Here is a 24,637-nt window from a genome sequence, read left to right on the forward strand (position 1 = left end):
TTGAAGATGTGGATAGCTTACGATTTGCTTTATCCCTCAAGGATTATAACTTGAATCTGTACCAACCCCATTTTCCTGGCTATTTTGTATTTTCTATGTTAGGGCAGCTTTTTTACCTGTTTACAGGTTCTTTGGCATTTTCTTTTTCATTGATTGGTGCGTTATCTGTATTTATAATCGTTTTCTGCACCAATAAAATTGCGGATCTATCGAGAATTAATGTTCACCATGGGGTGCTATGTGCTTTATTATTCTTTTGCCCACTAATATGGCTGATGAGTAATCGCTATATGGCAGACTTGCTGGGACTTGCTTTCCTATTGGTAAGTTTTAAAATTTTTTTGAAGGCGTTTGAAAAAGGGGATGGCCGATGGTTGTGGGGGTATTATTTAGCTTTGGGTTTATTGGCCGGTATTCGTCTTTCTTATGTTCCGTTTTTGTTAATTCCAAGTTTGGTATTATGTTTTAAATATTATACTAAACTAGTTGAGCAGATTTTAGCCAGTATAGTAGGAGTTGGTATTTGGTTGGTCCCCATGATCATAGATACAGGTTGGCAGAATTTAATTGAATTAGGAAGTAATGGAACTGACGGGCATTTTAATGAATGGGGTGGGACAATTGGAACAGATCCCAATTATAGTCTTAGATTTATTAGGATGTTTCAATACATCTGGGCTGACGGGCTTGGGAATTTCTGGCCTGATCGACACCCAATAACTCTTTTATCTACTTTGGGTTTTGGTACAGCCCTTTTTGTGGCTTTGTTAAAATCAAAGCCTTCAAAAGAATTGGCAGCTAAATTAAAGAGTCGGGAGGCAATATTGATGTATTCTTTATTGACCTATGCTATCTGGGCTTTTTTATTCCAAAATGTGTTGTACAAATCTCGCCATATACTTCCTTTTCTGCCTTTTATTTTGATTTGGGCAGCTAAGGGCTTTAAGGAGCTAGTAATTTGGAATAAAAAATTGGCTTATGGATTGATAGGGATCTTTTTTGTTAGCTACATTTTTACTACAGGAGTGTTGGTATCTCAACATCGCTCTCCCACTGCTATTTCCCAAGCCAAGGATTTTATTTTAGAAAAGCAAAGCCAGGCTGATATCGGTTTGGTAGGGGTGCCTTTGGTGAACTTTTTTATAAACAGGCAATTGGAGGGGAAAATAAAATATTTTTCGGAGGAGGGAGATTTGATTGAAGTAAAGAATATTCTGGAACAGGGGTATAAGGTTTATAGTTTTAGCCAAATCGATATAGAAATGGGTAGACCCTATCAAAAAGTGTATACCTTTTTTCATAATCCTTATGTCAATAGAATGTGGAGTGAGGTGAAAGTATACGAATATGAACAATAGTGCAATTAGTATTTTAGGAGGTGGGCCTGCGGGGCTGGCAGTAGGCTATTTTGCCAGAAAGCAACAATTGCCATTTCAGATTTTTGAGGCGGGAGCAAGAACAGGTGGAAATTGTGTTACGGTAAAGCATGGTGATTTTCGTTTTGATTCAGGTGCACACCGTTTTCATGATAAATCTGGAGAAATCACGGATGAATTCCTGAGATTAATGGGCAAAGAGATGAAGAAAATTCATGTGCCCAGTCAGATTTATCATCAGGGAGCATTCATTGATTTTCCCCTGACTCCTTTGGATTTATTTAAAAAATTAGGAGCAAAAACTTTCCTTAAGGCTGCCTTAAAATTGGGAGTTAGCCGATTTTTACCCACTAATAAAGATGGTTCCAATTTTCGGGATATAGCATTGAGTTCATATGGGCCAGTAATTGCGGAAAAGTTTCTCCTGGATTATAGCAAAAAGCTTTGGGGAACGGAAACTTCTGATTTATCTCCAGAGGTAGCAGGGAAACGGCTTAATGGATTAGATCTTCGAACTTTTTTAGTTGAAGCTTTATTTGGAAGGCAAGCCAAGACTACTCATGTGGATGGTTCATTCTATTATCCTGAGCAAGGAATTGGCCAAATGATGGAAAGGTTGGTCGAGTTCTGTGGAAAAGATCATATCGCTGTAAATTCGCGGATTACCAAGGTTTTTCATGATAATGGCCAAATTCATTCCATTGAAATCAATCATAAAGAACAACTTTCTGTGGATCGAGTGGTCAGTACACTTCCTATATCTTTGTTAATTCAGCTGATGGATCCTCTCCCCCCTCAGGAAATATTGAATGTTGCCCGACAACTTAGGTTTCAACACCTGTTATTAGTAGCTTTTTTTCTTGATAAACCAAAGGTGAGTGGGAATGCAAGTATTTATTTTCCAGATAAGGAATTTTTATTTACACGAATCGTGGAACCTTCGCGAAGAAGTGAAAAACTCTCTCCTAAGGGAAAAACGTCATTAGTTTGTGAAATCCCGTGTCCGGAAAATAGCACCTTATGGAAAGAAGATGAGAACGAATTAATTGGAAAAGTTAAAAAACAGCTTCTTTCTACAAAGTTGATAAGGGATGATGAAATTATAGGACAAACGACTTACCCTATTCCTTTTGCTTATCCTGTTTTAGATATCAGATATAAGGAAAGGGTGAGTGAATTAATGAACTACCTGAATAGTTTTAAAAATCTTCATCTTTCAGGAAGAAATGGACGTTTTCAATATTCCCACATTCATGATCAAATGCAATTTGGGAAGGATATTGTTGAAGGTTTGGTAAGCAAATAACGAGATATAGGAAAATTGGATCTTAATTGGTTAATTTTGTTATTTGGGGTTGGTGATTCTCAGACTTATTTCCTTTACATGTCTTCAATAAAATTTTCTTTTATCCATACCTCCCATACTCATGTTAAGAGGTTTAAAAATGTTCTTCGACGATATTCTGGAGTTCAAGCCTCTCATTTTGTTGATGAGGAACTATTAGGGGACATCCTTTTACGAGGTGAAATAGGGAAAGATCATGAATTACGGTTTAAGGGTCTTATAAAGGAAGTTAATAAAACTTACCCCCAGCTTGTTATTTGTACTTGTTCAACTCTGGGACAAATTATTTCCAAAGGTAAAGGAATGAATAATGTGGTTGGATTAGATCAACCCATGATTGAAACCTGTATAGAAAAGCACCAGAAGGTGGTTGTTGCTTATACCCTGAAAAGCACTGTCTTTCCCACTTTGGAGTTAATTGCAAAAACAGCTAAGGCATTGAACAAACCTGTGGAAATTATAGAGTGTTTCTGTGAAAAAGCATGGGAATATTTCCCTCATGATGTAGACCAATATTTGACAAAAATTAAGGAAGCTCTTTTACCCTTTATCCAAAAAGGAGATGCAATAATTTTAGCTCAGGCCTCTATGGGAGGAGTAAAACAAATGATGTCTACTGACAAACCTCTCTATTCCAGTGATGAGATAGGAATAGATTATTATGTTAGAAGTTTAATGAAGTAATTCTATAAAATTTTTAAATGCTCTCTTTTTTTTGAATAAAATAAATGGATTACCCTCCTTTGGACGGAATTTTTTCGGTGAACAGCTTCTTTCACTTAAAGAGTTTTTCCTAATCTATTTAGTTAATCAGTGAAAAATTTAGAATCCCAATACCCCACTTTAATTTATTGAGCTACATTTCTCAATTCGCTATTCGAGAAGGTGATTTGTGAAAGGCTGTAAAAATTGATTTTTATTTATATAGTATTTTCAATAGTTTTTTGAAATAAACAAAAAATGTATTTTGGGTATTCTATTTTAATAATAAATCAAATGAAGATTTTTTACAGAATATTGGCAGTTTTTTTAGCATTATTTTTTCTATCAGTTGGAATGCTTTATTTCTTCCTTCAACAAAGTAAACCTAAATATGAGGGGCAACTGAGCTTACAAGGTCTAACGGATAAGACCGAAGTTATTTTCGACTCATTGGGCATTCCACACATCTATGCCAGTAATGAAAAAGATGCCTATTTTACTTTGGGATATGTCCATGCTCAAGAGCGGCTTTTCCAAATGGAAATGCTTCGTCGACTTTCCTCTGGACGCCTTGCGGAAATTTTGGGTAATGATCTGGTAGAGGTCGATCGTTTTTTTCGCACCTTGGGTCTACAGGAGGTGTCTGATAAACTGGCAAAAGAAAATTTAAGTATTTCTGGAGAAGCCTGGCAACAAGCGGCACTTGCCTATTTGGAAGGCGTTAATCAGTTTATAAAGAATGGGAGCACACCTCCCGAATTTCGATTGCTGAATATACCCAAAGAAGAGTTCACCCCTGAGGATATGTACCTTATTACCGGTTATATGGCATTTAGTTTTGCGCTGGCTATAAAAACAGATCCCGTGGTGGAAAAAATTTATCAGCAGCTTGGCCCTGCTTACCTTAAAGACTGGGCCCTTGATTATACAGAAGGAACAGAGAAAATCCCTGTTCAGCGGGAGGAAGAGGAAAAACTACTGGTGGGATTAAGCAAAACCATTAATCAGATAAGTACTTTATTTCCTGTGGCGCCCTGGGTAGGAAGTAACGGATGGATAATAGCACCTGAAAAAAGCAAATCAGGAAAAGTGCTTTTAGCCAATGATACTCACATTGGCTTTGCACAACCATCTGTTTGGTATGAGGCTCATCTGGAAGCTCCCGGATTTAGTTTATACGGAAACCATCTGGCAGGAGCCCCTTTTGCTGTGGTAGGACATAATCGTTTTGCTGCATGGGGCCTTACCATGTTGGAAAACGATGATATGGATTTCTTTCAGGAAAGAAGGAATCCAGACAATCCACGCCAAGTATGGGTGGAAGATCATTGGGAAGAGATGCAAAGTCGCAGGGAAGTCATTAAAGTAAAAGGAGAAGAAGATGTTGTTTTTGAGGTTTTCAGTAGTCGGCATGGTCCGGTTGTAAATGCTGCCATAAAGGAAGTAGAGGCTCTTGGAAGTGAGCCTGTTTCTCTGTATTGGACCTATACCCATAGTCCTGGTAAACTTTTTCAGGCCATGTATAAAATGGGACATGCCCAGCATATGGATGAGGCCAGGGAAGCTGCAGAAATGATTCATGCCCCTGGTTTGAATATTATGTATGGTGATCAGGATGGGAACATTGCATGGTGGGGAGTAGGTCGGTTATTAAAACGGCCTACCCATGTGCAGTCTAAGCGTTTTTTGGACGGGGCCAGTGGAATGGATGAATACCTTGGGTTTTATGATTTTAAGGATAATCCGAAAAATGAGAATCCTCAAGTCGGTTTCATAATTACAGCCAACAATCAACCTGATACCACAGCGGGAATTCTTTATCCGGGGTATTATGTCCCTGAAGACAGAGCCAGACGAATTCGAGAGCTTTTAAATTCCAGTGCGCAGTGGAGCCTGGAAGAGTTGAAAAAGGTGAATTTGGATGATTTTAATCACTCACATGCTAAAACCAGCAGTGTAATTTATAGTGCTCTTCAGAATCATCCTGTAATCTATAGGTCAGAAAATCACAAAAAGGCTGCAAGGCTTCTTAAACAATGGAAAGGCGAACACCAACTTGATCAATTGGCCCCTACCGTTTATTACAAACTTCTTTCTAATATTCTGAAAAACACTTTATACGACGAGCTGGGAAAAGAGAGTTATGAGACCATTTATTCCACTCATTTAATGAAACGCACAATTCCTATTCTTTTTTCCAATGATAGTTCTTTATGGTGGGATAATACAAACACACCTGATCAAAAAGAAAGTCGGGAGGAGATATTCGCTCAATCTTTTGAGGAAACCATTATGGAACTGGAAGGTAAACGGGGAAAGCAAATAAAAAACTGGCAATGGGGGGAAATTCACACCCTGGAGCATGTTCATCCAATTGGAAGATTGAAGCCTTTTGATAAATTATTTAATGTGGGGCCCTTTCCAGCTGTAGGAGGAGATGAATCCATTAATAACTTAGGTTTTAATTTTAGAGAGGAGAACGGTTTTAAGGTGATTTATGGACCAGCCATGCGCATTTTAATTGATTTTGATGATGTGGAAAACTCTTTGAGTGTTTTGCCTACAGGACAATCTGGTCATTTTCTTAGTCCTCATTATGATGATCAGGTAGATATGTTTAATCAAGGTCAGTTTCGTAAACAAATGATGAATAGGGAGGAGATTCATTCATTGCAGAAAGGGACATTAGTGCTTCAGCCAGAAAGTACGGGAGAGAAAAATGAAAATAATTGAGAAGGGGGAATTAACTCCCCCTTTTCCAAAAAGACATTTGAAAAATGAAATTCTAATAGTAAAATTCTTATTCCTCATTTAATATCTAAGGATGAGCAAAAAATTAAGAAATACTTTTATTTAACATCCAATCGTCTAACTAGTAAAAGCCCCAAAATTAAAAGAAAAGCGGTCAGGCTTAAACTAAGTAAAACAGGTTGGGTAAATAATTGATTACCTAATTCCGCTGTTTTAAAGTAATCCCTAAAAGCAAGGTTGCCATAGGCAAAGGGGTGAAAGGGTATATATTTCCATCGTAGTAAAACTAATGTGGAAACATATGCGGCCATGCCTATTCCCATGGGCAACACCATGTTTTTTAAGAAATAAGTAAAGATAAATTGAAAGGCCAGAATCCCGAAAGAGGCTAAATACCCTTTAAAATAAGCAAGGTAGTATTTTTGGTCTAATGAAGCCTGGTCAAAACCTAATTCGGGCCGTAGCCATTCTAAAAGTTTTCCACTGATGAGCATCACCATCAAATAAATCAACATAGAAATTGTGAATAGTTTTACCACATTCAACCATTGGGCACTTACCTGAATCCATTTTGGGGTAGGAAGGGTATAAAGAATTTTGCGGCTGTCTGCATTATGATCCAATTGGTGCACCAATATATTAAGCAATATGATAAAAAGTGGCAATAATACGAGGTACACTGTATCAGTAGATTGGAAAAAATACGAATTCCATGCAGGGCTCTCTCCTATTAAGTGTTCTCCTTTGAAATAAAAAATGCAAAAGTACATTCCACAGGCAAATAAAGGAGCCAAGAACACCAATCTCCATGCCCAACTATGTTTTATTTTTAATTGTTCGGCAGAAAGCGCTCTACCAAAATGTTGTAACCCATTCATGCATCAATAGTGTTTGTGAGGTTCAAAAATATATTTTCCAATTTTTGGTTGTTCATTTGTAAGCCGTAAATATGAAGGTTATTGGCTACTAGATATTCATTTAGGGAAGCAATTTGTTTCTCATCCTTTATACCTATTTCTACAAATTGACCGGTTTGTTTGGAAATATTGATTTCCTTTTGTTTAAGTAATTTTGAGGCTTTTTCAGAATTGTTTGTGCTTATTCTTAATTTGGGCTGACTTAGGTTTTGCAACTCATGTAAACTCCCCTGGAATTTAAGTTCTCCTAAATCAATTATTCCTATATGAGTGACTAGCAGTTCAATTTCACTTAATATATGACTGGAAAGGAAAATCGTTTTACCAAAATCCTGGTTCAGCTTAAGTAATAATTTCCTCATTTCAATGATCCCACTTGGATCTAATCCGTTAGTGGGTTCGTCCAGGATTAACAATTCCGGATTTTGTATCAGTGCCAAAGCCAGCCCCAGTCTTTGTTTCATTCCCAGAGAGTATTTTCGGATCTTGGTATGTGCATGGGTAGACATTTCCACTATTCTTAATACTTCCTGAATTCTTGAGTAAGGGGCCCCACACAAGCGACGGCAAAGTTCAAGATTTTCATTTCCATTTAGGTGTCCGTAGAGAGAAGGTTTTTCTATTAAGCTTCCCGTCCGGCTGTAAATTTCTAAAGCATTTCTTCGAATGTCCTTCCCAAATAGATGTATTTGTGCTTCCTTTACTTTCAACAGACCGAGTAGAAGTCGAATAGTAGTTGTTTTACCAGCTCCATTAGGCCCCAGAAAACCATAAATACTTCCTTTGGGAACTTCAAGTGTAAGGTCTTTCAAAATCTTTCGTTGATCGAAGGAATAATTGAGAGCTGTAGTTTGAATGATATTTTCTGACATATTTAGTGGATTAATTTTTTTGAAGTTAAGAACCTCAATTACTCCAAATAAATATATTCTACCACTATGGGGTATTTGTCGACCAAATGTAATTGTGTTTGAGGCGGGGTGTTGGTAGATTAGATTTGGCGTTTGGTAGATAAAATTCCTGCATATAAGGGTTTGGGATAATTTTATCCTTACAAAAAGCTAATTTTATGGGATGAAAGGTTTTAGTAAAGGGTTCTGGAATGAATACCTTATTCAAGGTTTATTTTGGCTTATAGCAGTTACTCTGCATGGTTTGTTTTTTTTCCGGCACTTTCATCAGGAGTACCGAGTGCTTTTTACTATACAATTGATTTGCAATTACAGCCTTTTTATCCTCTTTTTTAATCTTTATTATTATTTACTAGTCCCAAAGGTTTTAAGAAAACACTGGAAGTATTTCCTTTTAATTAGTATTCTTCTTTTATCAGTTATTCCTACAGCTAAGTATTTCCTGGATGTATGGTTGGGAAATGTATTTGGGCTGGGTAAAACCTTATTTTATGGAAAGGGTGTAGATGCTCCATTACATGTATTCCTGAGAATTGTTATTTATGGTTTTTGGGCCCTAATGGCTACTTTTCTTCGCCTTTTGTTAGATTGGTTTAGGGACGAACGATTAAAAATGGAACTCCATAACCAACGGCTTAAAAGTGAACTGGCTTTTTTGCGTTCTCAAATTAATCCCCATTTTTTATTTAATACCTTAAATAATATTTATGCATTAGCTTATAAAAGATCAGAGCATACCCCAGAGGCAGTGATGAAGCTGTCCAATATGATGCGGTATATGTTGTATGAAGCCAATGAAGAAAGAGTTCCTCTGGTTAAAGAGATTGAAAATTTGCAAAGTTTTATAGAGTTACAAAAATTCCGAAGAAAAGAAAATGACTGGGTGGATTTTGGGGTGAGTGGAGAAACTGAGGATAAGGAAATAGCCCCTCTTTTATTGATGCCTTTGGTAGAAAATGCTTTTAAACACAGCAGCAAACATAGTCAGGTGCTAATTCATCTAGCCTCCAAACCAAATAGTATAGAATTTAAAGTTTCTAATACTTATAAACTCCATGAACAAAAAGATAAATTAGGAGGAGTAGGTTTAACCAATATTCAAAGGAGGTTAAATCTACTTTATCCTCAAAAACATCAAATTGAAATCAATAAGGAGAAAGATCAATTTCATGTGCATTTAAAAATCTTAATATGAAGGAAATAAATTGTATCATAGTGGATGACGAGCCCCTTGCTCATGAGATCTTGACCGATTACATAGAGAGAGTTCCATTTATTAATCTCCTACAAACATTCGATGATGCTTTTGAAGCCCTTCAATTTGTCAATCATCAATCGGTAGACCTTGTTTTTTTGGATATTCAAATGCCCAGCTTAACAGGAATACAGTGGTTAAAGAGTTTAAGGAATCGTCCTGAAGTGATATTTACCACCGCGTATGATCATTATGCTTTGGAAAGCTACGAGTTGAGCGCCCTGGATTATTTGATGAAGCCTGTCCCCTTTGATCGTTTCTTGCAGGCCGTTAATAAAATGCAAATGAAGCTCAAGGACAAGGTTAAGCCTTTGGTATCTCAAAAGAAAGGTTTGTCCCAATTCAAGGGACAGGAGTTTATTTTTATTAAAACAGAATACCGGATTGAACGAGTACTTTTAAAAGAAATCCAATATGTGGAGGGAATGAAAGATTACCTTTCTTTTCGGCTGGTCAATGGAAAGTTGCTCTCCTTAATGAACTTTAAACAAGCAGAGGAACTTCTTCCAGAAAGGAATTTTATTCGGGTGCATAAATCTTATATCGTAGCCCTTGGTAAAATTGAAAGTATTGAAAGAAACAGAATTCGAATAGGAGATCAGTTAATACCTATAGGAGATACTTACCGAGATGTTTTTTATGAAAGGTTAAAGGCTGAGAAGTTAATTTTATAATTTTTGAGGACAGATTACCATTTTCCTCTACTAGAAAGGGGATGAAAATCTTTTCTTATCAGTTAATTGTTTCCCCTAATGGTTGATCTCCTTATTTTGTTTTCAATTATATTTTAAAAATAATGGTGGACGTTTTTCTTACATTAAGGGATCAAAAGCCACCAAAAACTGGCCAAAAATTGCATTAAAAAAGTTTTAATGGCCAAAAACCTCCATTTGGTTTTTTACCAACTTAAATAAAAAGACAAAGTATTTCAATTTGTCTTTTTTTCTCCATTCAATTTACTTTAAATATTTCCTTTTTATACTTACTCTCCACTTTAGATCTTCTTTTTTTCTGAAATAGCAAGGATATCCATTATCTGTTAGAATTTTATAATGAGTAAAAAATTTATAAATAACTAATATTTAGATAGATACAAATAGATAGATCTTGACTCAATGAAGGAGAAGGAATTAAAAGATTTTATAGGGGAACTATGAAATTGTATCTACTTTTTCTTGTCAGTATTACTTTTTACTTACACTTCCCCTCAACACCAATCTAGCCTACAAGTAAATCAATTCATAGATTAGCGGCGTAATAAGATTTAATTCTGCCAGATCCTATTTTTAATTTAAATCATTTGGATTATGAGAAATATAGCAAAATACTTAAGCAGAAAGGAAACCTAAATTCTATTTTAAATTATTAGTCCCCTTAAGGGAAACTATTATTTCTTTTAGTCAATTCTACTTCAGTTTGATTTTTTTAGCTTTAAAAACTTTCATAATAAAAAGGCCTATTTAGAAGTTGATTTTAGTCCGTCAAAGGTTAAACAGTGATTCAAAATAAGGGCACTTTTCATTCTTCTTATAGTCCTTTTAAAACTCAGAGCACAGTTTACTATACTTTTTACCTTAGCTAACAGTATGGTGAAAAATTCTAATATTTTTTGCCAGAACAGGGAAAATCAGTAGATGTTAATGGATTAAGTTTTTTCCAACTTCTAACTCTTTTTTCCCATAATGAGATGATTACTGGTTCTCTGCCTGTTCTAATAGATTCTTCTTGAGATACGACAGAATTGGTCCCACATAAGCGGGATTTTTTAGTCATATGCTATTCAATAGCTTTAATGAGGAAAGTTTTTCCATTTAACGATTACCATTATGAAACAAAAATTTTTAAAAGTTTCAGCCTTAACATTGGTATTTATTATTGGCTTATCAGCTTGTCAGCCTGATTATTTAAATGAAATTGAACCTGACCAAAATCTTATCGGCCAATTTTTTCAAAGTAGTTATAGTACTCAGCCAGACCCTTATGATATCAGCAGAGATATTGCATACGAGGCACTTCGTGTAGGATCTGAATTTATTGGGGAGACAATACCTGGGGCTGGGATTGTATTACCGGCGTTTTTAATTACGCTATTTCCTCAACATTCCGAAGAAATAGATGTGTGGGATGAAATAAAAGAAAGAGTAGAGAAAGTGGTCGACGAAAAAATCGATGACGAAACCTACAAAATAATGAGGACCAAGTTAATAAAAATACGATTTGATATCCGTAGTTTCCTTGAAGCCTCTGAAGAGCTCAAAGCTTCCAAATGGAGTCAGGTGGATAATGACATGAACGATTACAATGCTTTTACCATAGATGGCCAGGAAGTAGTATTGCTCCCATTGTTTTCTCAGTTTGTTAATCTTTACCTCAGTTTTTATAGAGAAACAGTATTGCAAGGGGAAAATTGGCATATTGGACAAGCTGAATTGGATATCAGTGAGCGAAATTTGCAAAGAGCCATTCCTGTCTTTAGCGACTATGTAGACAGGTGGTATCAGCAAGGTTTAAATGATGTGGTAGCTAATGCTCCAAAACCTAATTCTACAAATACAGAGCCTTTTAATACCATTAATCGATATGTCCGAGAAATGACCCTGGGTGTTTTAGATTTCCGAAACATGTGGGCTTATTTTGACCCCGTTTTATACCCTGCCGGAGCAACCATACATTTAGACCGTGAGGTTTACTCTGATATGATTGGGTATGCTTCCAGCCCATTTGTTTTTCCTGCAGCCCCATCCCAATTTCCAGACCATTTAAAGGTATGGGCGCAAGAAGGTGTAAATGCTATTGAAGTCGATTACCCGAACGGAGGAACTAACGGCCGTAGGGACAATCAAGCCATTGGGTCCCAAACCAATTTGTGGGAAGAATTCGATTTAACTGATCATCCAATTATTGGTGCAAGTGCTCATTATTCGGCCTCTCCATACTACAGTGATTATAAATTAATTGATGCCGTGAAGTTTTATTTTGATAATGGAGATGAAACACTTGAAAGTCAGGTGATTGGAGATGGGGGGAAACGTGCTGACCCTGGTCTGATTAATACCACCGTATATTCTTATCCGGACCATATTCTTTCCAGCATTTATATTCCTCAATACTCTTATCTGTCGGATTTAAAGGCTAATACATTGCAATCAGTCATTTTTGGGTTTAAACGGAAGGAAGATGTCAATGCAGTTTTATTAGTCCTTAAATCGATATACTTGGGGAACCCTGAACCTTTAAATGCAGAACAATTAGCCGAATTGGGAAATATTTCTGTTAGTCAGGCCAGTGGTCTAATTGATGAATGGCATAGCGAACATGAAAGCCTTTGGGACAAATAGGAGTTTGTTGGATATTCAGTTCTTGCTCCATTGGTACCCCTCGGTTCAAGGATCAGGGAAAGTAGTGAGTGACGATATTTTTTAGCTAATTTTTGCTTTCCCTGTTGTCCCAGAGACTATACTAAAGAAATTTAAAATACCAACTTCGGAATTTTTTATAGAGGTATTCCCTCTAGGTAAAACGCTTTAATTATGAAAAAAATAAATATGAACTCCAAAATGAAGTGGCTGGTTCTTAGTCTCTTGGTTCTTGGCTCTTTATTGTCTTCTTGCAAAGACAGTTTTGAAAACGAAATCATTGATATTAATAATCCTGTGCCAGAAGGGCCAGCAGAGGCAGATATGAGTCAGCCTTACAATAAATTTCCCCAATTGGGAGCCTGGTTGCGGGCTTGGGAAGAAACGGATGAATCCTGGTCCAATATAAACTCCAATATTTATGCGGATTTAGCTGTTAGAAGGCCTCAGGTTGCTGTTGATGGCCAAGGAAATGCACTGGTGGTGGCCCAAGGAAAAGGAAATAATAAAATATATGCCAGAATAGCCAAGGTAGTGGAAGAAAAGGGTAGGATAAGTTTAGATTGGCAATCTGAATATAAACAATTAAGCTCAAGCAGCACTGCCTTACAATATCCTTCAGTTGTTTTGATGGATGACGGTCAATTTTTTATTGCTGCTGCCAGTGGACATAGGCTTCGCTATTGGTCCGGAAGTATGAATGGAAACTCTCTTACTTTTAAAAACTCCAGTACACAACTTGCTAGTTTAGGGTCTAAATCTAAATATGGATTTACGGATGCTGCTGTTACTGATGATGGATTAATATTGGTAACCTATGATAAACATGGCGATCTTTCGAGAAATGAAGTGCAATATTCTGCTGGACGTTTTCAGGGAGGTGGTAGTATTAAATGGATAAAAAACCCAAATCCAGATAATAATAATGAATCTTATTCCTTTAGAATCAAGAGAGAGGGGCAAATAGGAAATAAAGGTATGAGGGGGCCTTCTATTTCTATTCGAAGAAACAAAAATGTAAATGCTGGTACAGAATACAGAGTTTTGTTCAGTCATCATAATGGAAGTACCAATTATTTAGTTTACGGTAAGATTATCGATACAGGGGATGAAAGTCTAAACCGAGATAAGGGCTATAATCATATCTTGTGGAAGAATAAAAATGGTTCCTTTGTACGAACTACAGACGCTCGCTCTAAATCGGTTAACCCGAGTGGTACAAATATTCACAGATCATCTGTGGTCCTTACTGACAATGATAAGTTTTTCTTAATATATGATAATGACAATAATAAAGGTCGGTATATCACAGGAACCTATGACGGGGCTAATTTATCAAGACAAAGTGGTGGAGGTGGCCAATATATCAAACTGAATTTAAAAGGAGGGGTCTCCCGGGTATCAGCAAGCAAAATTCCTAATTCTGATCGTTTTATTGTGGTTTATCATAATGTGAATAAAGATGAAGATGGAAATACCAATAACATTAAATATAATTTTTATGAACTTAAGTAATGAAAAAGATCTTTAAGTTTCATTATTGCAAAATTCAATATTGAAGGTTAATTAAGATTTGAAGGAGGGCATTTTCAGAGGCTGTTTTGGGAAAGAAGCAGCCTCTTCCCTTATAGTCTGGTTTGATTTATTTCTTCTTTTGAAATCTCTCAAGGAGATGTTGGCTGAAATTTTTTTACATGTTCTTAAAGTTATTGTTCCTTTTTCAAAGTAAAGTAAAAAATGCTTCCTTCTCCAGGTTTAGATTTAACCCAAATCTTTCCGTTGTGTAATTCTACAATTTTTTTACAAACGGCTAACCCTATTCCTTCCCCTTCATATTCACTGCGTGAATGAAGGCGTTGAAAAATCGTGAATATTTTTCCCATATATTTTTCGTCAATTCCAATTCCATTGTCTTTTACCTGAAATCCCCACTCTTCTTCCATCTTTTGAGCAGAAATATTGATTTGGGGCGGGGTATCCTTTTTTCGGAATTTTATGGCGTTGCTGATAAGGTTCTGGAAAAGTTGTTTTAGTTCGTTGGGCAAGGCATTTACAATGGGAAGTTTGGAGATGTGAATTTTGGCTTTGGTTTCCTTTATGAGAACATCCAAATCACTCGTCACCTGTTGGGAAATTTCATTGCAATCTACTTTTTCGTAAACTTTCTCTTTTCCAATTCTAGAGTAGCCGAGTAGTGCTTTAATAAGTTTAGTCATCCTGTCCGTTGATGCTGAAATAAAGGAAAGATATTTATCGGCCTCTTCATCAAGCCGACCTTTATATTCTAAATTTAGTAAATCAACCACACCTGAAATGGTTCGCAAAGGCTCTTGAAGATCATGAGATGCAATATAGGCGAATTGTTCCAACTCCTGGTTTTTGAGCTCTAACTCTTTCATGTATTGTCTTTCGGAAATATCCCTTGTAGCTATTGAAATCAGTAAACTATCTTCAATTTTGAGGGGGCTTAAGCTTACTTCGATGGGGAATTTCTCCCCACCCTTTTTTATACCATAAAGAGTTTTTTCTCTACCTACAATAACTGGGGTTATTAGAGTAGTTGAAGAGTCGGTAAGGTCTAATTCTCGAAATTTCAGATACTTTTTTTTAATTCCCACCGGCACCAGAATTTCAATTTTTTTCCCGACCAATTCGCCTTTTGAAAAGCCGAAAAGTTTTTCAGTCTGTTTATTGGCAATTTGGATATTACCATTGGGGTTAATGATAACCATGGCGTCTGGAGCAGACTCTAATAGTTTCCTGAATTTTTCTTCTGATTTTTTGAGCTCTGAATTATCTCTAATATCAGCCATTACAAAAAGGCCTTCTTCTGTTTTTAAAGGACTTAGGTTAATATCTACAGGAAAGGTTTTCCCATTTTTCTTTTTGCCATAAAGAAACCTTCCAAGTCTCATTTTCTTCACCTCTGGATGGGCATAGTAATGTTTTCTATGTTCATAATGTATTGTATGAAACTCTTTAGGAATAAGTAATTCAATTTCTTGCCCTAGGAGCTCTTTCCTCTTATAACCGAAAAGTTGTTCGGTCTCCCTATTTACTAAAATAATTTGACCAAGTTGATTGACTATAATAATGGCATCTGGGGCAAATTCAATAAGTGCTTTTGCCTTTCTTTCAATCTTGAGGTATTCACTTATTTTACCTTCAATACTAGAAATCCCAATTACTTTTCCTCCTCTATCTTTAATGGGTGAGTATGAAGCGATAACTTTTATGGTGGTACCTGCTTTAGTCAGGCGAATACTTTCTGCAGGTTCTATGCTTTCTTCAAAAAGTATTTTTTCCAAAATGTTAGAGAATTCCTCTTTCTTTCTATTTGAAAAAAGGGTGTTAAACTTTTTCCCTAAAAATTCTTTTTTAGTGTAGTCATAAAGTTTGGAGGCTGCTTGATTTACATAAATTATTTTTCCAGAGAGGTCAATTCCAAAAATTACATCATTGGTTGTATTGATTAAAGCCTCTTCTATGCTGTTCATGCTAATTTCTGGGTACTGACCAGTTGGTTTTAATTGTTATATTTTTCTTTTTTAAAACTATTTGGCCATCTCATTTTTTCTGTAAAACTTATTTAGAATGGCTATGTTTTTTTGCTGAGTTTTTTCTTTTTCATAAAAAAAGCATTTTTAGAGCTGAATTTTGTTATTAGGACGACAAACCTGGGTTTCCAGATTATTTTGACTGAAAAACAATTTTAGAGAAATATGAAAGCCATAAAAATTTCGATTTTGTTTATTGTTGTCCTGGTGGGAGGATTATGGGCGTTTTGTCCCTTCAATGTAAATATTCCGGAAAGCTCCAAAAATTCAATTCCCCCTAGTCATCATTTGTGGACAACCCTTCTTCAAAAACATGTTTCTTCCCAAGGGTGGGTGGATTACGAAGGTTTTCAGGCCGATAGCACCCAATTACAAACTTATTTGGAGGAATTGAGTCAAAATATTCCTCAGGATTCCTGGACGAGAGAAGAGAAACTGGCTTATTGGATCAATGCCTACAATGCCTTTACCGTAGAATTGATTATAGATCACTACCCTGTAGAAAGTATAGAAGATATTGGTTCCCTGGTTCAAATTCCTTTTGTCAATTCCGTTTTTGATATAAGATTCATCGATTTGAATGGTAAAAAATATAGCTTGAATTTTATTGAGCACCTAATTCTTCGTCGTAGGTTTAAGGAACCTCGTATCCATTTTGCTATTGTCTGTGCTTCTTATTCCTGTCCAAAACTGAGAAATGAAGCGTATACTGCCGATAAGTTGGAAGAGCAGTTGGATGATCAGGCCGTTGATTTTATCAATGACCCAAATAGGAATGATATTAGAAATCCGGACGATGTAGAGCTATCCAGAATATTTTATTGGTTTTACAGTGATTTTAAAAAGCATCACGAAACCTTAATAGACTATATAAACCAGTATGCAGAAACCCCAATCAATGCAAAAGCCAAAGTTTCTTTTAAAACCTATGATTGGACTTTGAATAGTACGAAATTAAATGAGTGAAGCGCCCGTACAGGCAATAGATTGTGAACTTAATTAATCCGTAATTTTCCTTTAGTTAATTCAAGTTTTAGGAATGGGTATTTTTTGTAAAATCAAGGTGAAAACTCAAGTTCCTGCCTTGATTTTACTATTTGTTAATTGATTCAAATCTTAGAGAGACATTTTCCAGACTTTCTTTTGATCCGACTACGGTTAAGATATCTCCTAACCTTAGCCTCGTATAACCATGAGAAATTAGCATTTGTCCCGCACGTTTTACAGAAAGTATAATGATATCAGAAGGAAAGCGTAAATCTCTTAAGGCAATTCCATGTAGGTTGGCATTTTGTACCTCCAAATCCATGGTGTCCTGGTTTTTCTCCTGTCCCAAAAGTAAGGAGGTAGCCATTGGTGATCGTACATAGTGATCCAATAGGCTTACAATGGCGGTAGCGGGTTCTACAATCAGGGCACCTAATTCATGAAAGCGTTCAAAGTTTAAGCGGTCATTTAGACGAACTATAAGATCTTTAGTACCATAATTTTCATACGCTATTTCGCAGATTTTGTAATTCTCCTCGTCTTTCAGTAAGGTAACTATAGCTGCTGCATTTTTTGCATCCAATGCTTCCATTGCCTCCAGGTCAAGGTTTTGGATCAGACGAATATCAAGGTCGGAAGCTTCACTTTTTTCAAAATTAAGTCCACGGGTAGCTATTTTTACACGCCAATCCTGATCCTGGAGTTGTCTTGCCAATGCCAAGGATTGACTTTCTAGCCCAAAGATAATAACATCACGCTGGTTTTCTTTGGTCTCTCCCCTTTTATGAGCTTCTCCTACCAAAGCAATTGACCATTTGAATAAAGGAGGTCCCAAAAATTCATTGATGACAATGGCACCGATAATTACAGCTGCAAATTGTTCTCCCCATACATTAAATTCTCGGGCAACGATTGTAGTCAGTCCTAAGGCAACTCCTGCCTGGGTGATATACGGCATCCACCCTATCATTCGAAATTTCCAAGGATCTTTGGCCAGACTTCCTCCTACTAAACCACCAGCCATAAGGCCGACTAAGCGAATCAGGAACCAACTTAAAGCAATAGGCCAAACACTAAGAAGAACGTCCAATGAAACAGAAAGGCCCGTTAGGGTAAAGAAAGCCACATATATGGAAGGAGCCATCCTTTCAATAATATTCAAAAATTCGGCACGGTAACGGCTGAAATTGGTTACATGAAAGCTTCCAATGATACAAATCAATAATGGTTCTAACAATATGTCATAACCTAGATAGTGGTCACTTACGTCCCTGATGAAGTAGGAAAATAGATAAATACTATATCCTGCAACCAGAATAAGTGGGGCTTTGTAGCGAATATTAATTTTTAAGGAAACGATAAGGTCGAGTGTTTTTCCAAGCAACCACCCTATTCCAAATGATATGATTAATTCTAATACTAGAATTAGCAAAAAGCCTCCTCCAACCTTGTCTCCATTTACTAAAGCTTCTGATACCGAGTAGCATATGGCAAAAAGGGTAATCACCAAAACGTCTATCAATACGGTTACCCCCATTGCAGTCTGGGAAAATGGCCCTTTAGCCCGCATTTCATTAATAATAGCAATGGCAGAGGAAGGGGAACGAGCTACGAAAATGGTCCCGGCTAATAAGGCTACAGCTATTCTGTTTTCAAGAGAAAATTCTTTTAGAAAAGGTATATAAGCAGAAGTTAGAAATATGCAGATACTACAGAAAGTAAAAGTAATCACCAATTGGCCAAAAGTATTCCAGGTGATACTGATAAAACGATTTCTCAGTTCTTTGAGATATAACTCGGCACCGGCAGCAAAGGCAATAAATGCTAAACAAATTTCATTAATGAAATGAATTTGTTCAACTGCGGCCTTTGGTATCATTTTTAGCACAAAAGGGCCCGCAATCATGCCAGCGATTAGCATCCCTGTAATATGGGGTAGCCGGATTTGAGTGAATAGTTTCCCAAATCGCTGTGCAGCAACAGCGATCATGGCAAAGGCACAAATAAAAATAATTAGCTCCGGATTAAAGTTTTCAACAACTGAATGCATAAAAGAAATTAAAAACCGTACAGATGAAAAATTCTGATAGAGACCCAAAATCTTACGGCTCTAGGGAACAATGGTTCAAAAATAAGATTAAATAATACTGTTTTTTTTAGCCTCAGGCAAATATTTCTTTTATTATATTTTCTTTAACACTCTTTTTGAAGCCCTTTTTTTGTGAAAAGTGAGCTGTTGAGACGTAAGTTTTTTAATTTTCATTTTTTATTATTTACTATTTCTCCTCCCTTACGGATTGGGCAAGTCAATTTTAAATGTACTTCCTTTTCCAGGTTCAGATTCTAATGAAATTTTGCCATTTAACTTATTTACAGTCTCTTTTACGATATATAGCCCCAATCCGGAACCAATTGATTGTGTTGAAGCTCGGTAAAACATTTTAAAAATTTTTTCCGATTCTGATTTTTCAATTCCCTGACCATTATCCGAAACTGAGAATATAAACCGAGGTGATATACTTTGTAGTTGAATAACGATGTAAGGTTTGGGCTGCTGTAGGTTATGATAATTTATGGAGTTTGAAATGAGATTGGTTAGAATTGCTTTTATTCGGATGATGTCAGAACGAACCTGTAATTCGGGGTCAACATTAACAGTAATGGTGATTTTTTCCATGTTTTCCATAAATTTCAGGTCGTTAATCACCTCATGTACCAGAGCAAAGAAGTTAAACTTTACTTTTTGGACCTTAGTGCCTGTATTTTTGGCATAATTTAAAATATCGGAGATTAGCCCTTGAAGGTTAATGATGCTTTTTTCCATCATCTCCAGATAAATCCGTTGGTTTTTAGCTGGAGATTCTATTTGTAAAAGATGGATGAGACCCAAAACAGATGATAAAGGGGCTTTCAGGTCATGGGAGGCACTGTAGACAAATGCCCCTAACTCTTCATTTAGTTTTTCTAAAAAATGGATTCGTTCTCTAAATTGTTCATTTAGCTGCTTAATATCATATGTACTTTCTTCACTTTTTGTTTCCTCTGTTTTATTAGTTTCTTCTAAAATGTTTTTGCTGCGGTTTAATTTTTGAATTTGAAGTTGATTTTGTAGGTCCTGTTCAATGGCATGCCCAATCTCCTCTAACAATTGTAACAATTTGAGGGAATACGCATTTTCCTTGTGATCCATTGCACAGATTGTGCCGAATATATTACCACTGGGCCAGAAAAGGGGCAAGCCTATATAGGAAATTAAATTGGCTTCGAACTTGGGGGTATTCTGCCATTTGGGGTCTTTTAAAGCATTGGGAATTAAAAGAGATTTTTTATGTTTGATAACAGCCTCGCAATAGTATTGTCCATTCATTTTAAATCGGTGCCCGGCTTTGTAGGGGTTTTTCCTACTTCCACTGGCTGAAATAACCACTATTTCTTTTTTTTTCAACTGATGGATCAAGGCTGAAGGTACTTCAAAAATGTCAGCTATTAAATTAATGGTTTTTTGCCACCTTTTTAGAATAGAGACGGGAAGAGGTATTTCTTCAAATTCTCTTTCCACTTTCAATAAGCTGGAGGAAAAATCGATCTCATTCTTTTCTTTCTTATGCCCAATATGTCTATTTTTTTTTCCCTCTTTCATGGAAGGCTTATCCCTTTTCATGGGTTGACTTTTCGACACAGGTTTGATCTATGGTAATGTGGACTGTGACGCTTAAAACTTTGGTAAGGAGGAAGTCTGGTTTTTCTGAAGGAGAAACTTCCCAACACGAATCTTAAGGTTGTAACTCTTCAGCCAAAATGAATGTTTGGATTTGGTTTTTTATAAAGTCAAGAGAAGCTTTTTGGAAAATGGAGAAAAGTCAATGAATTAAAATGTGGGACAGTCATAATTACTGTGGGAGTTCAATGATAAAAGTACTTCCTCGGCCATAAACAGAATTTACCGAAACTTTTCCTTTTAATTTGGCAACAGATTCCTTAACAATATATAGTCCCAATCCTGAGCCATTTGAATTAATGGAGGCCCTGTAGAACATTTGAAAAATCTTGCCTTGTTGGGACTGTTCTATCCCTTGTCCGTTATCTGCTACAGAAATTAAAAGTTTGCCCTTCGTTTTTTCCGCCTCAATTCTAATAAATGGATGATTGTCTGGACTTAGGTTATGGTAAATGATAGCGTTAGAAATCAGATTGTAAAAAATAACCTTCAGCCGATTAACATCGGAAGTGATAATAAAATCGGGATCAATTTTTATTTTGAAAGTGATTTTATCTACTTTTTTCATGAATTTTAAATCATTAATTACCTCAACTACCATTTCTCTCAATGGGATCTTTTCTAATTGAAGTTTTTCTCGGGCATTTTTTGCATAATTTAATATATCTCCAATTACTCCCTGCAAGTTGAAAATGCTTTTTTCCATCATTTCAAGGTACAAATTGGAGTTTTTTTCTCCACATCCTTTTTGAGTATCTAATTTCAATAGCTCGATTAAGCCTTGAACGGAGGTTAAAGGAGCCTTTAGGTCGTGAGAAGCAGAGTAAACAAACTTATCCAGTTCACCATTGGCCTTTTCTAGCTTTTTGTTTTGTTCTTTTAAGTAGTCGTTTGTGCTTTTGAGGTGACGTGTTCTTTCTTTTATTCTTTGGCCTAGTTTTTTGTTGTTCTCTTCCAGTTTTTTGTTAGAAATAAGCAGAGCTTTTTTAGCAGATTCTAATTCTAAATATTGAAGGTGGAATTTTAAATCCCTTTCAATGGAGTATTTTAATTCTTTTAACAGATGTTCCTGAGTTTTAGAAAAATGATTTTCCTTATTGTCTAAAGCACAAAGGGTACCAAATATTTTTTTGTTAGGCCAAAATACCGGCACTCCAAGGTATGCAATTAAATTAAGGTCTAAATCAGGGTTTCCCTCCCAAAAAGGGTCTTTTAAGGCATTGGGAACCATTAGTAGTTTCCTTTTTTGGACAGCGATTTCACAATAAAATTTGTCCAACTTTTGGAATCGTTCTCCTGCTTTAAAGAGAGGGGCAGGTGAGTTGTGGGTTGTTATAATTTCTATGTCATCGCGAAAAAAACGGGTGACCATACATTCCGGCACTTTAAGAATATCGGCGATAAGGTCCACGATTTTTTGCCATTTTTCAATTAATTCTTCAGGGATCAGAATTTGATTTAGCCTGTTTTCGAACTCCAGAGGAATAGTTGGGGTGAGTGGTGCCGTTTCGTTTTCCTCCTTATTTTGGTGGATTTTTAAACGGGAAGGAAAATCGACCGATTGTTCATATTTAAAAATTTCTTTTCCCATGGTTTTTGTTCTACTCTAAAAAATGTTCAAATTTTAAGGGAGGAAGAAATAAAAGGGAATTAATTGCTGTTGCTAGTGGACCTTATAAAATAATCCTTTTTCAAGCTTAGAAAGCTATTTCTTTACCTTTTCCCTCCTCTAGTAAAAACGAAACGATTAAAAGGGATATTTGATATTCAAATTTAATAGCGGATGTACTAATGTGGTAATTCCAATGTAAAAATGGTCTCCTTTCCAAGGACAGAAGTAACCGAAATTTTTCCTTTTAATTTGGTGACCGCCTCTTTCACAATGCAAAGCCCCAGTCCTGAGCCAGCTGACTTGGTGTTGGCCCGATAGAACATTTGGAAAACCTTCTCTATTTGTTTGTCCTCAATTCCAGTCCCATTGTCTTTTACTTGTATAATTACCTTATTCTTGATTTCTTTTTGTTTAATGTGAATGAATGGTTTTGTCTGGCCTAGATTATGGTATTTAATTGCATTGGCAATAAGGTTATTAAAAATTACCTCTAATCTTTTTGCATCTGAAAATAATCGAAATTTGGGGTCGATGTCCACATCTATGGAAATCTTATCCACACCTTCCAAATACTGTAATTTATGGATCACCTCTTCGATCAGTTTTTTAAGGTTAATATTTCTTCTTACTATAGCGGTACGAGCATTTTTTTCATAATCCAATATATTTTCAATCATCCCTTTCATGCTGTTGACACTCTTCTTTATAAAGTTTAGATAAGCATCCTGGCCCTGGTCATGAGGTTCAAGTTTCATCACCTCAATCAAGCCCAAAATGGAGTTTAGAGGAGCTTTAAGGTCATGAGAGGCACTATAGGCGAATTTATCCAGCTCAGTATTGGTTTGTTTTAAAGTGTAGTTTCGTTCTTTTAATTTTTTGTTTAGATGATGTAGCGCTTTTGATTTTTCCTCTAGTATTAGATTACTTTTTTTAAGGGCCTCATGCGCTATGTTTATTTGCTGTAAACGAAGATTTAATTCAATATCTCTCTCAATGGAGTTTTTTATTTCTTCCAATAGATGATGAAAGACTAGGGGAAACTTCTGCTCCTGGTGGCTTAAAGCGCAAATTGTTCCAAAAATTTTACCATCAGGTAAAAAAATAGGCAGGCCCACGTAAGCAATTAGGTTGAAACTTGGGTGAAGATTAGGGCTGTTTTTCCATTTTGGATCTTTGGAAGCATTTGAAATTATTAATTTCTTTTGTCGGTCTATAACAGCTTTACAGTATAAATCTTTGCTTATTGGGTAACGCTTGCCAGCGAGGTAGGGTGTGTCATTTTGTTTTTTATTTGCTACCACTACTTCCAAGTCGTTTTGAGAAATTCGGTTTATTAAGCAGGCAGGAACCACCATAATTTCGGCTACAATATCCACTACCTTTTGCCATTTCTGGAACAGTTCCTCATGAATGTTTTGATAACTAAATTGCTCTTCAAAATCTTTTGAATCAAGTATTATATCTTCTTCTCTGGCAAACCTTTCTGAAGAAGTCAGAGATAGAGGAAAATCTCTCTTTCTATGAAAAGTATCTCTATGACCCATAATTCTAATTTCTTTTTTATTGGATGAGTCTCTTTAAGGGAAAATTCTCATCCCTTCTCCCGCTGTATTCTTTCATTAGGATAAAAATCACCTATTTGCCCCACTAATTGGTTATGAGTAGAAAACAGTGGTTAGAAATTGCTTCAATAGTAAAAACGATCTTAGAAATGGATTCTTATAATTATTAAGAAGCTAGATTGAATATCGAATAGTGAAATGCAAAGAAAGGTTTAAAAATAATTATTAGAGCCAATATTTGAGAATTATAAAAATACTACCTCTTCAATTGTGTCTTCCCCAAATTCTCTGTTGAAAATCTCAATGATCTTAAACTTTGAAAGAGATAATTCGTGTTTTAATGGGGCAGAATTCAAAGTGACAAAAAGTGTTTTGTCTTTCAGTCTCACTTTTTCCGTTCTATTTCCAATGGGTGGTCCCATTAATTTGGTCCAAGAATGAACGATTTGAGTGGCGGTAAATCTATTCTTTAAGCGGTATGCTTTTAACATTTCCTGAAAAGCTTCCCCAACAGTTGATGTCTCCGATTTTCTTAAGTTATGATCAGTTTTTGTTTTGAAACGCATTAAAAGTCAATTAAAAATTTCT

Annotated in this window: 17 protein-coding genes; 9 read left to right on the forward strand and 8 right to left on the reverse strand. The window is 36.0% G+C overall.

Annotated features, from left to right (window positions below):
• From E1171_RS23975 to E1171_RS22120, 4 genes are all read left to right on the forward strand, one after another.
• Nucleotides 1–1,358: hypothetical protein (locus E1171_RS23975; RefSeq protein ID WP_187696585.1), on the forward strand; the 1,358-nt coding region annotated here is incomplete at its 5' end.
• Nucleotides 1,348–2,682 carry an FAD-dependent oxidoreductase gene (locus E1171_RS22110; RefSeq protein WP_155208255.1) on the forward strand — a complete coding sequence of 445 codons (1,335 nt, stop codon included), beginning with the start codon at nt 1,348–1,350 and terminating at the stop codon, nt 2,680–2,682. The genes E1171_RS23975 and E1171_RS22110, both read left to right, overlap by 11 nt.
• 78 nt (nt 2,683–2,760) lie before the next feature.
• On the forward strand, nt 2,761–3,405 hold the full coding sequence (locus E1171_RS22115; RefSeq protein ID WP_155208256.1) for a hypothetical protein: 645 nt from the start codon (nt 2,761–2,763) through the stop codon (nt 3,403–3,405).
• A 312-nt stretch (nt 3,406–3,717) separates the two neighbouring features.
• A complete protein-coding gene (locus E1171_RS22120) occupies nt 3,718–6,156 on the forward strand; it encodes a penicillin acylase family protein (protein WP_187696586.1) in 2,439 nt (812 codons plus the stop codon).
• A 116-nt stretch (nt 6,157–6,272) separates the two neighbouring features.
• Here the strand turns inward: E1171_RS22120 and E1171_RS22125 are convergent, their stop codons facing one another.
• Both E1171_RS22125 and E1171_RS22130 read right to left on the reverse strand, forming a co-directional pair.
• Nucleotides 6,273–7,052, reverse strand: a complete 780-nt coding sequence (locus E1171_RS22125; protein WP_155208258.1) for an ABC transporter permease — start codon at nt 7,050–7,052, stop codon at nt 6,273–6,275.
• On the reverse strand, nt 7,049–7,963 hold the full coding sequence (locus E1171_RS22130; protein ID WP_155208259.1) for an ABC transporter ATP-binding protein: 915 nt from the start codon (nt 7,961–7,963) through the stop codon (nt 7,049–7,051). The genes E1171_RS22125 and E1171_RS22130 overlap by 4 nt, the downstream gene beginning before the upstream one ends.
• A gap of 202 nt (nt 7,964–8,165) precedes the next feature.
• Between E1171_RS22130 and E1171_RS22135 the strand changes: the two genes are divergently transcribed.
• The 4 genes from E1171_RS22135 to E1171_RS22150 all read left to right on the forward strand — a co-directional run bounded on the left by E1171_RS22135 (nt 8,166) and on the right by E1171_RS22150 (nt 14,128).
• Nucleotides 8,166–9,197: a sensor histidine kinase gene (locus E1171_RS22135; protein ID WP_155208260.1), complete on the forward strand. Its 1,032-nt coding sequence runs from the start codon at nt 8,166–8,168 to the stop codon at nt 9,195–9,197.
• Nucleotides 9,194–9,931 carry a LytR/AlgR family response regulator transcription factor gene (locus E1171_RS22140; protein WP_155208261.1) on the forward strand — a complete coding sequence of 246 codons (738 nt, stop codon included), beginning with the start codon at nt 9,194–9,196 and terminating at the stop codon, nt 9,929–9,931. The genes E1171_RS22135 and E1171_RS22140 overlap by 4 nt, the downstream gene beginning before the upstream one ends.
• Before the next feature lie 1,152 nt (nt 9,932–11,083).
• Nucleotides 11,084–12,595 carry an insecticidal delta-endotoxin Cry8Ea1 family protein gene (locus tag E1171_RS22145; protein WP_155208262.1) on the forward strand — a complete coding sequence of 504 codons (1,512 nt, stop codon included), beginning with the start codon at nt 11,084–11,086 and terminating at the stop codon, nt 12,593–12,595.
• Nucleotides 12,596–12,787: 192 nt separating this feature from the next.
• Entirely contained in the window at nt 12,788–14,128 is a 1,341-nt protein-coding gene (locus tag E1171_RS22150; RefSeq protein WP_155208263.1) for a hypothetical protein, read from the forward strand.
• Between the two features lie 191 nt (nt 14,129–14,319).
• On the opposite strand, the gene E1171_RS22155 is transcribed toward E1171_RS22150, so the two are convergent.
• A complete protein-coding gene (locus E1171_RS22155; protein WP_155208264.1) occupies nt 14,320–16,110 on the reverse strand; it encodes a PAS domain-containing sensor histidine kinase in 1,791 nt (596 codons plus the stop codon).
• A gap of 225 nt (nt 16,111–16,335) precedes the next feature.
• On the opposite strand from E1171_RS22155, the gene E1171_RS22160 reads away from it, so the two are divergent.
• Nucleotides 16,336–17,136 carry a DUF547 domain-containing protein gene (locus tag E1171_RS22160; protein WP_155208265.1) on the forward strand — a complete coding sequence of 267 codons (801 nt, stop codon included), beginning with the start codon at nt 16,336–16,338 and terminating at the stop codon, nt 17,134–17,136.
• 127 nt (nt 17,137–17,263) lie between these two features.
• Here the strand turns inward: E1171_RS22160 and E1171_RS22165 are convergent, their stop codons facing one another.
• The 5 genes from E1171_RS22165 to E1171_RS22185 all read right to left on the reverse strand — a co-directional run bounded on the left by E1171_RS22165 (nt 17,264) and on the right by E1171_RS22185 (nt 24,615).
• Entirely contained in the window at nt 17,264–19,207 is a 1,944-nt protein-coding gene (locus E1171_RS22165; RefSeq protein WP_155208266.1) for a monovalent cation:proton antiporter family protein, read from the reverse strand.
• 240 nt (nt 19,208–19,447) lie between these two features.
• The gene (locus tag E1171_RS22170; RefSeq protein ID WP_155208267.1) at nt 19,448–20,818 is read right to left on the reverse strand and encodes a GAF domain-containing sensor histidine kinase; all 1,371 of its coding nucleotides are present in this window, start codon (nt 20,816–20,818) and stop codon (nt 19,448–19,450) included.
• 229 nt (nt 20,819–21,047) lie between these two features.
• Nucleotides 21,048–22,466: a sensor histidine kinase gene (locus E1171_RS22175; RefSeq protein WP_155208268.1), complete on the reverse strand. Its 1,419-nt coding sequence runs from the start codon at nt 22,464–22,466 to the stop codon at nt 21,048–21,050.
• A 197-nt stretch (nt 22,467–22,663) separates the two neighbouring features.
• Nucleotides 22,664–24,031, reverse strand: coding sequence for a GAF domain-containing sensor histidine kinase (locus E1171_RS22180; RefSeq protein ID WP_155208269.1), 1,368 nt, complete (start codon nt 24,029–24,031; stop codon nt 22,664–22,666).
• 263 nt (nt 24,032–24,294) lie between these two features.
• Nucleotides 24,295–24,615 carry a DciA family protein gene (locus tag E1171_RS22185; RefSeq protein WP_155208270.1) on the reverse strand — a complete coding sequence of 107 codons (321 nt, stop codon included), beginning with the start codon at nt 24,613–24,615 and terminating at the stop codon, nt 24,295–24,297.
• Nucleotides 24,616–24,637: the final 22 nt, after the last annotated feature.

Source organism: Xanthovirga aplysinae (assembly GCF_009711365.1).
Lineage (GTDB): Bacteria > Bacteroidota > Bacteroidia > Cytophagales > Cyclobacteriaceae > Xanthovirga > Xanthovirga aplysinae.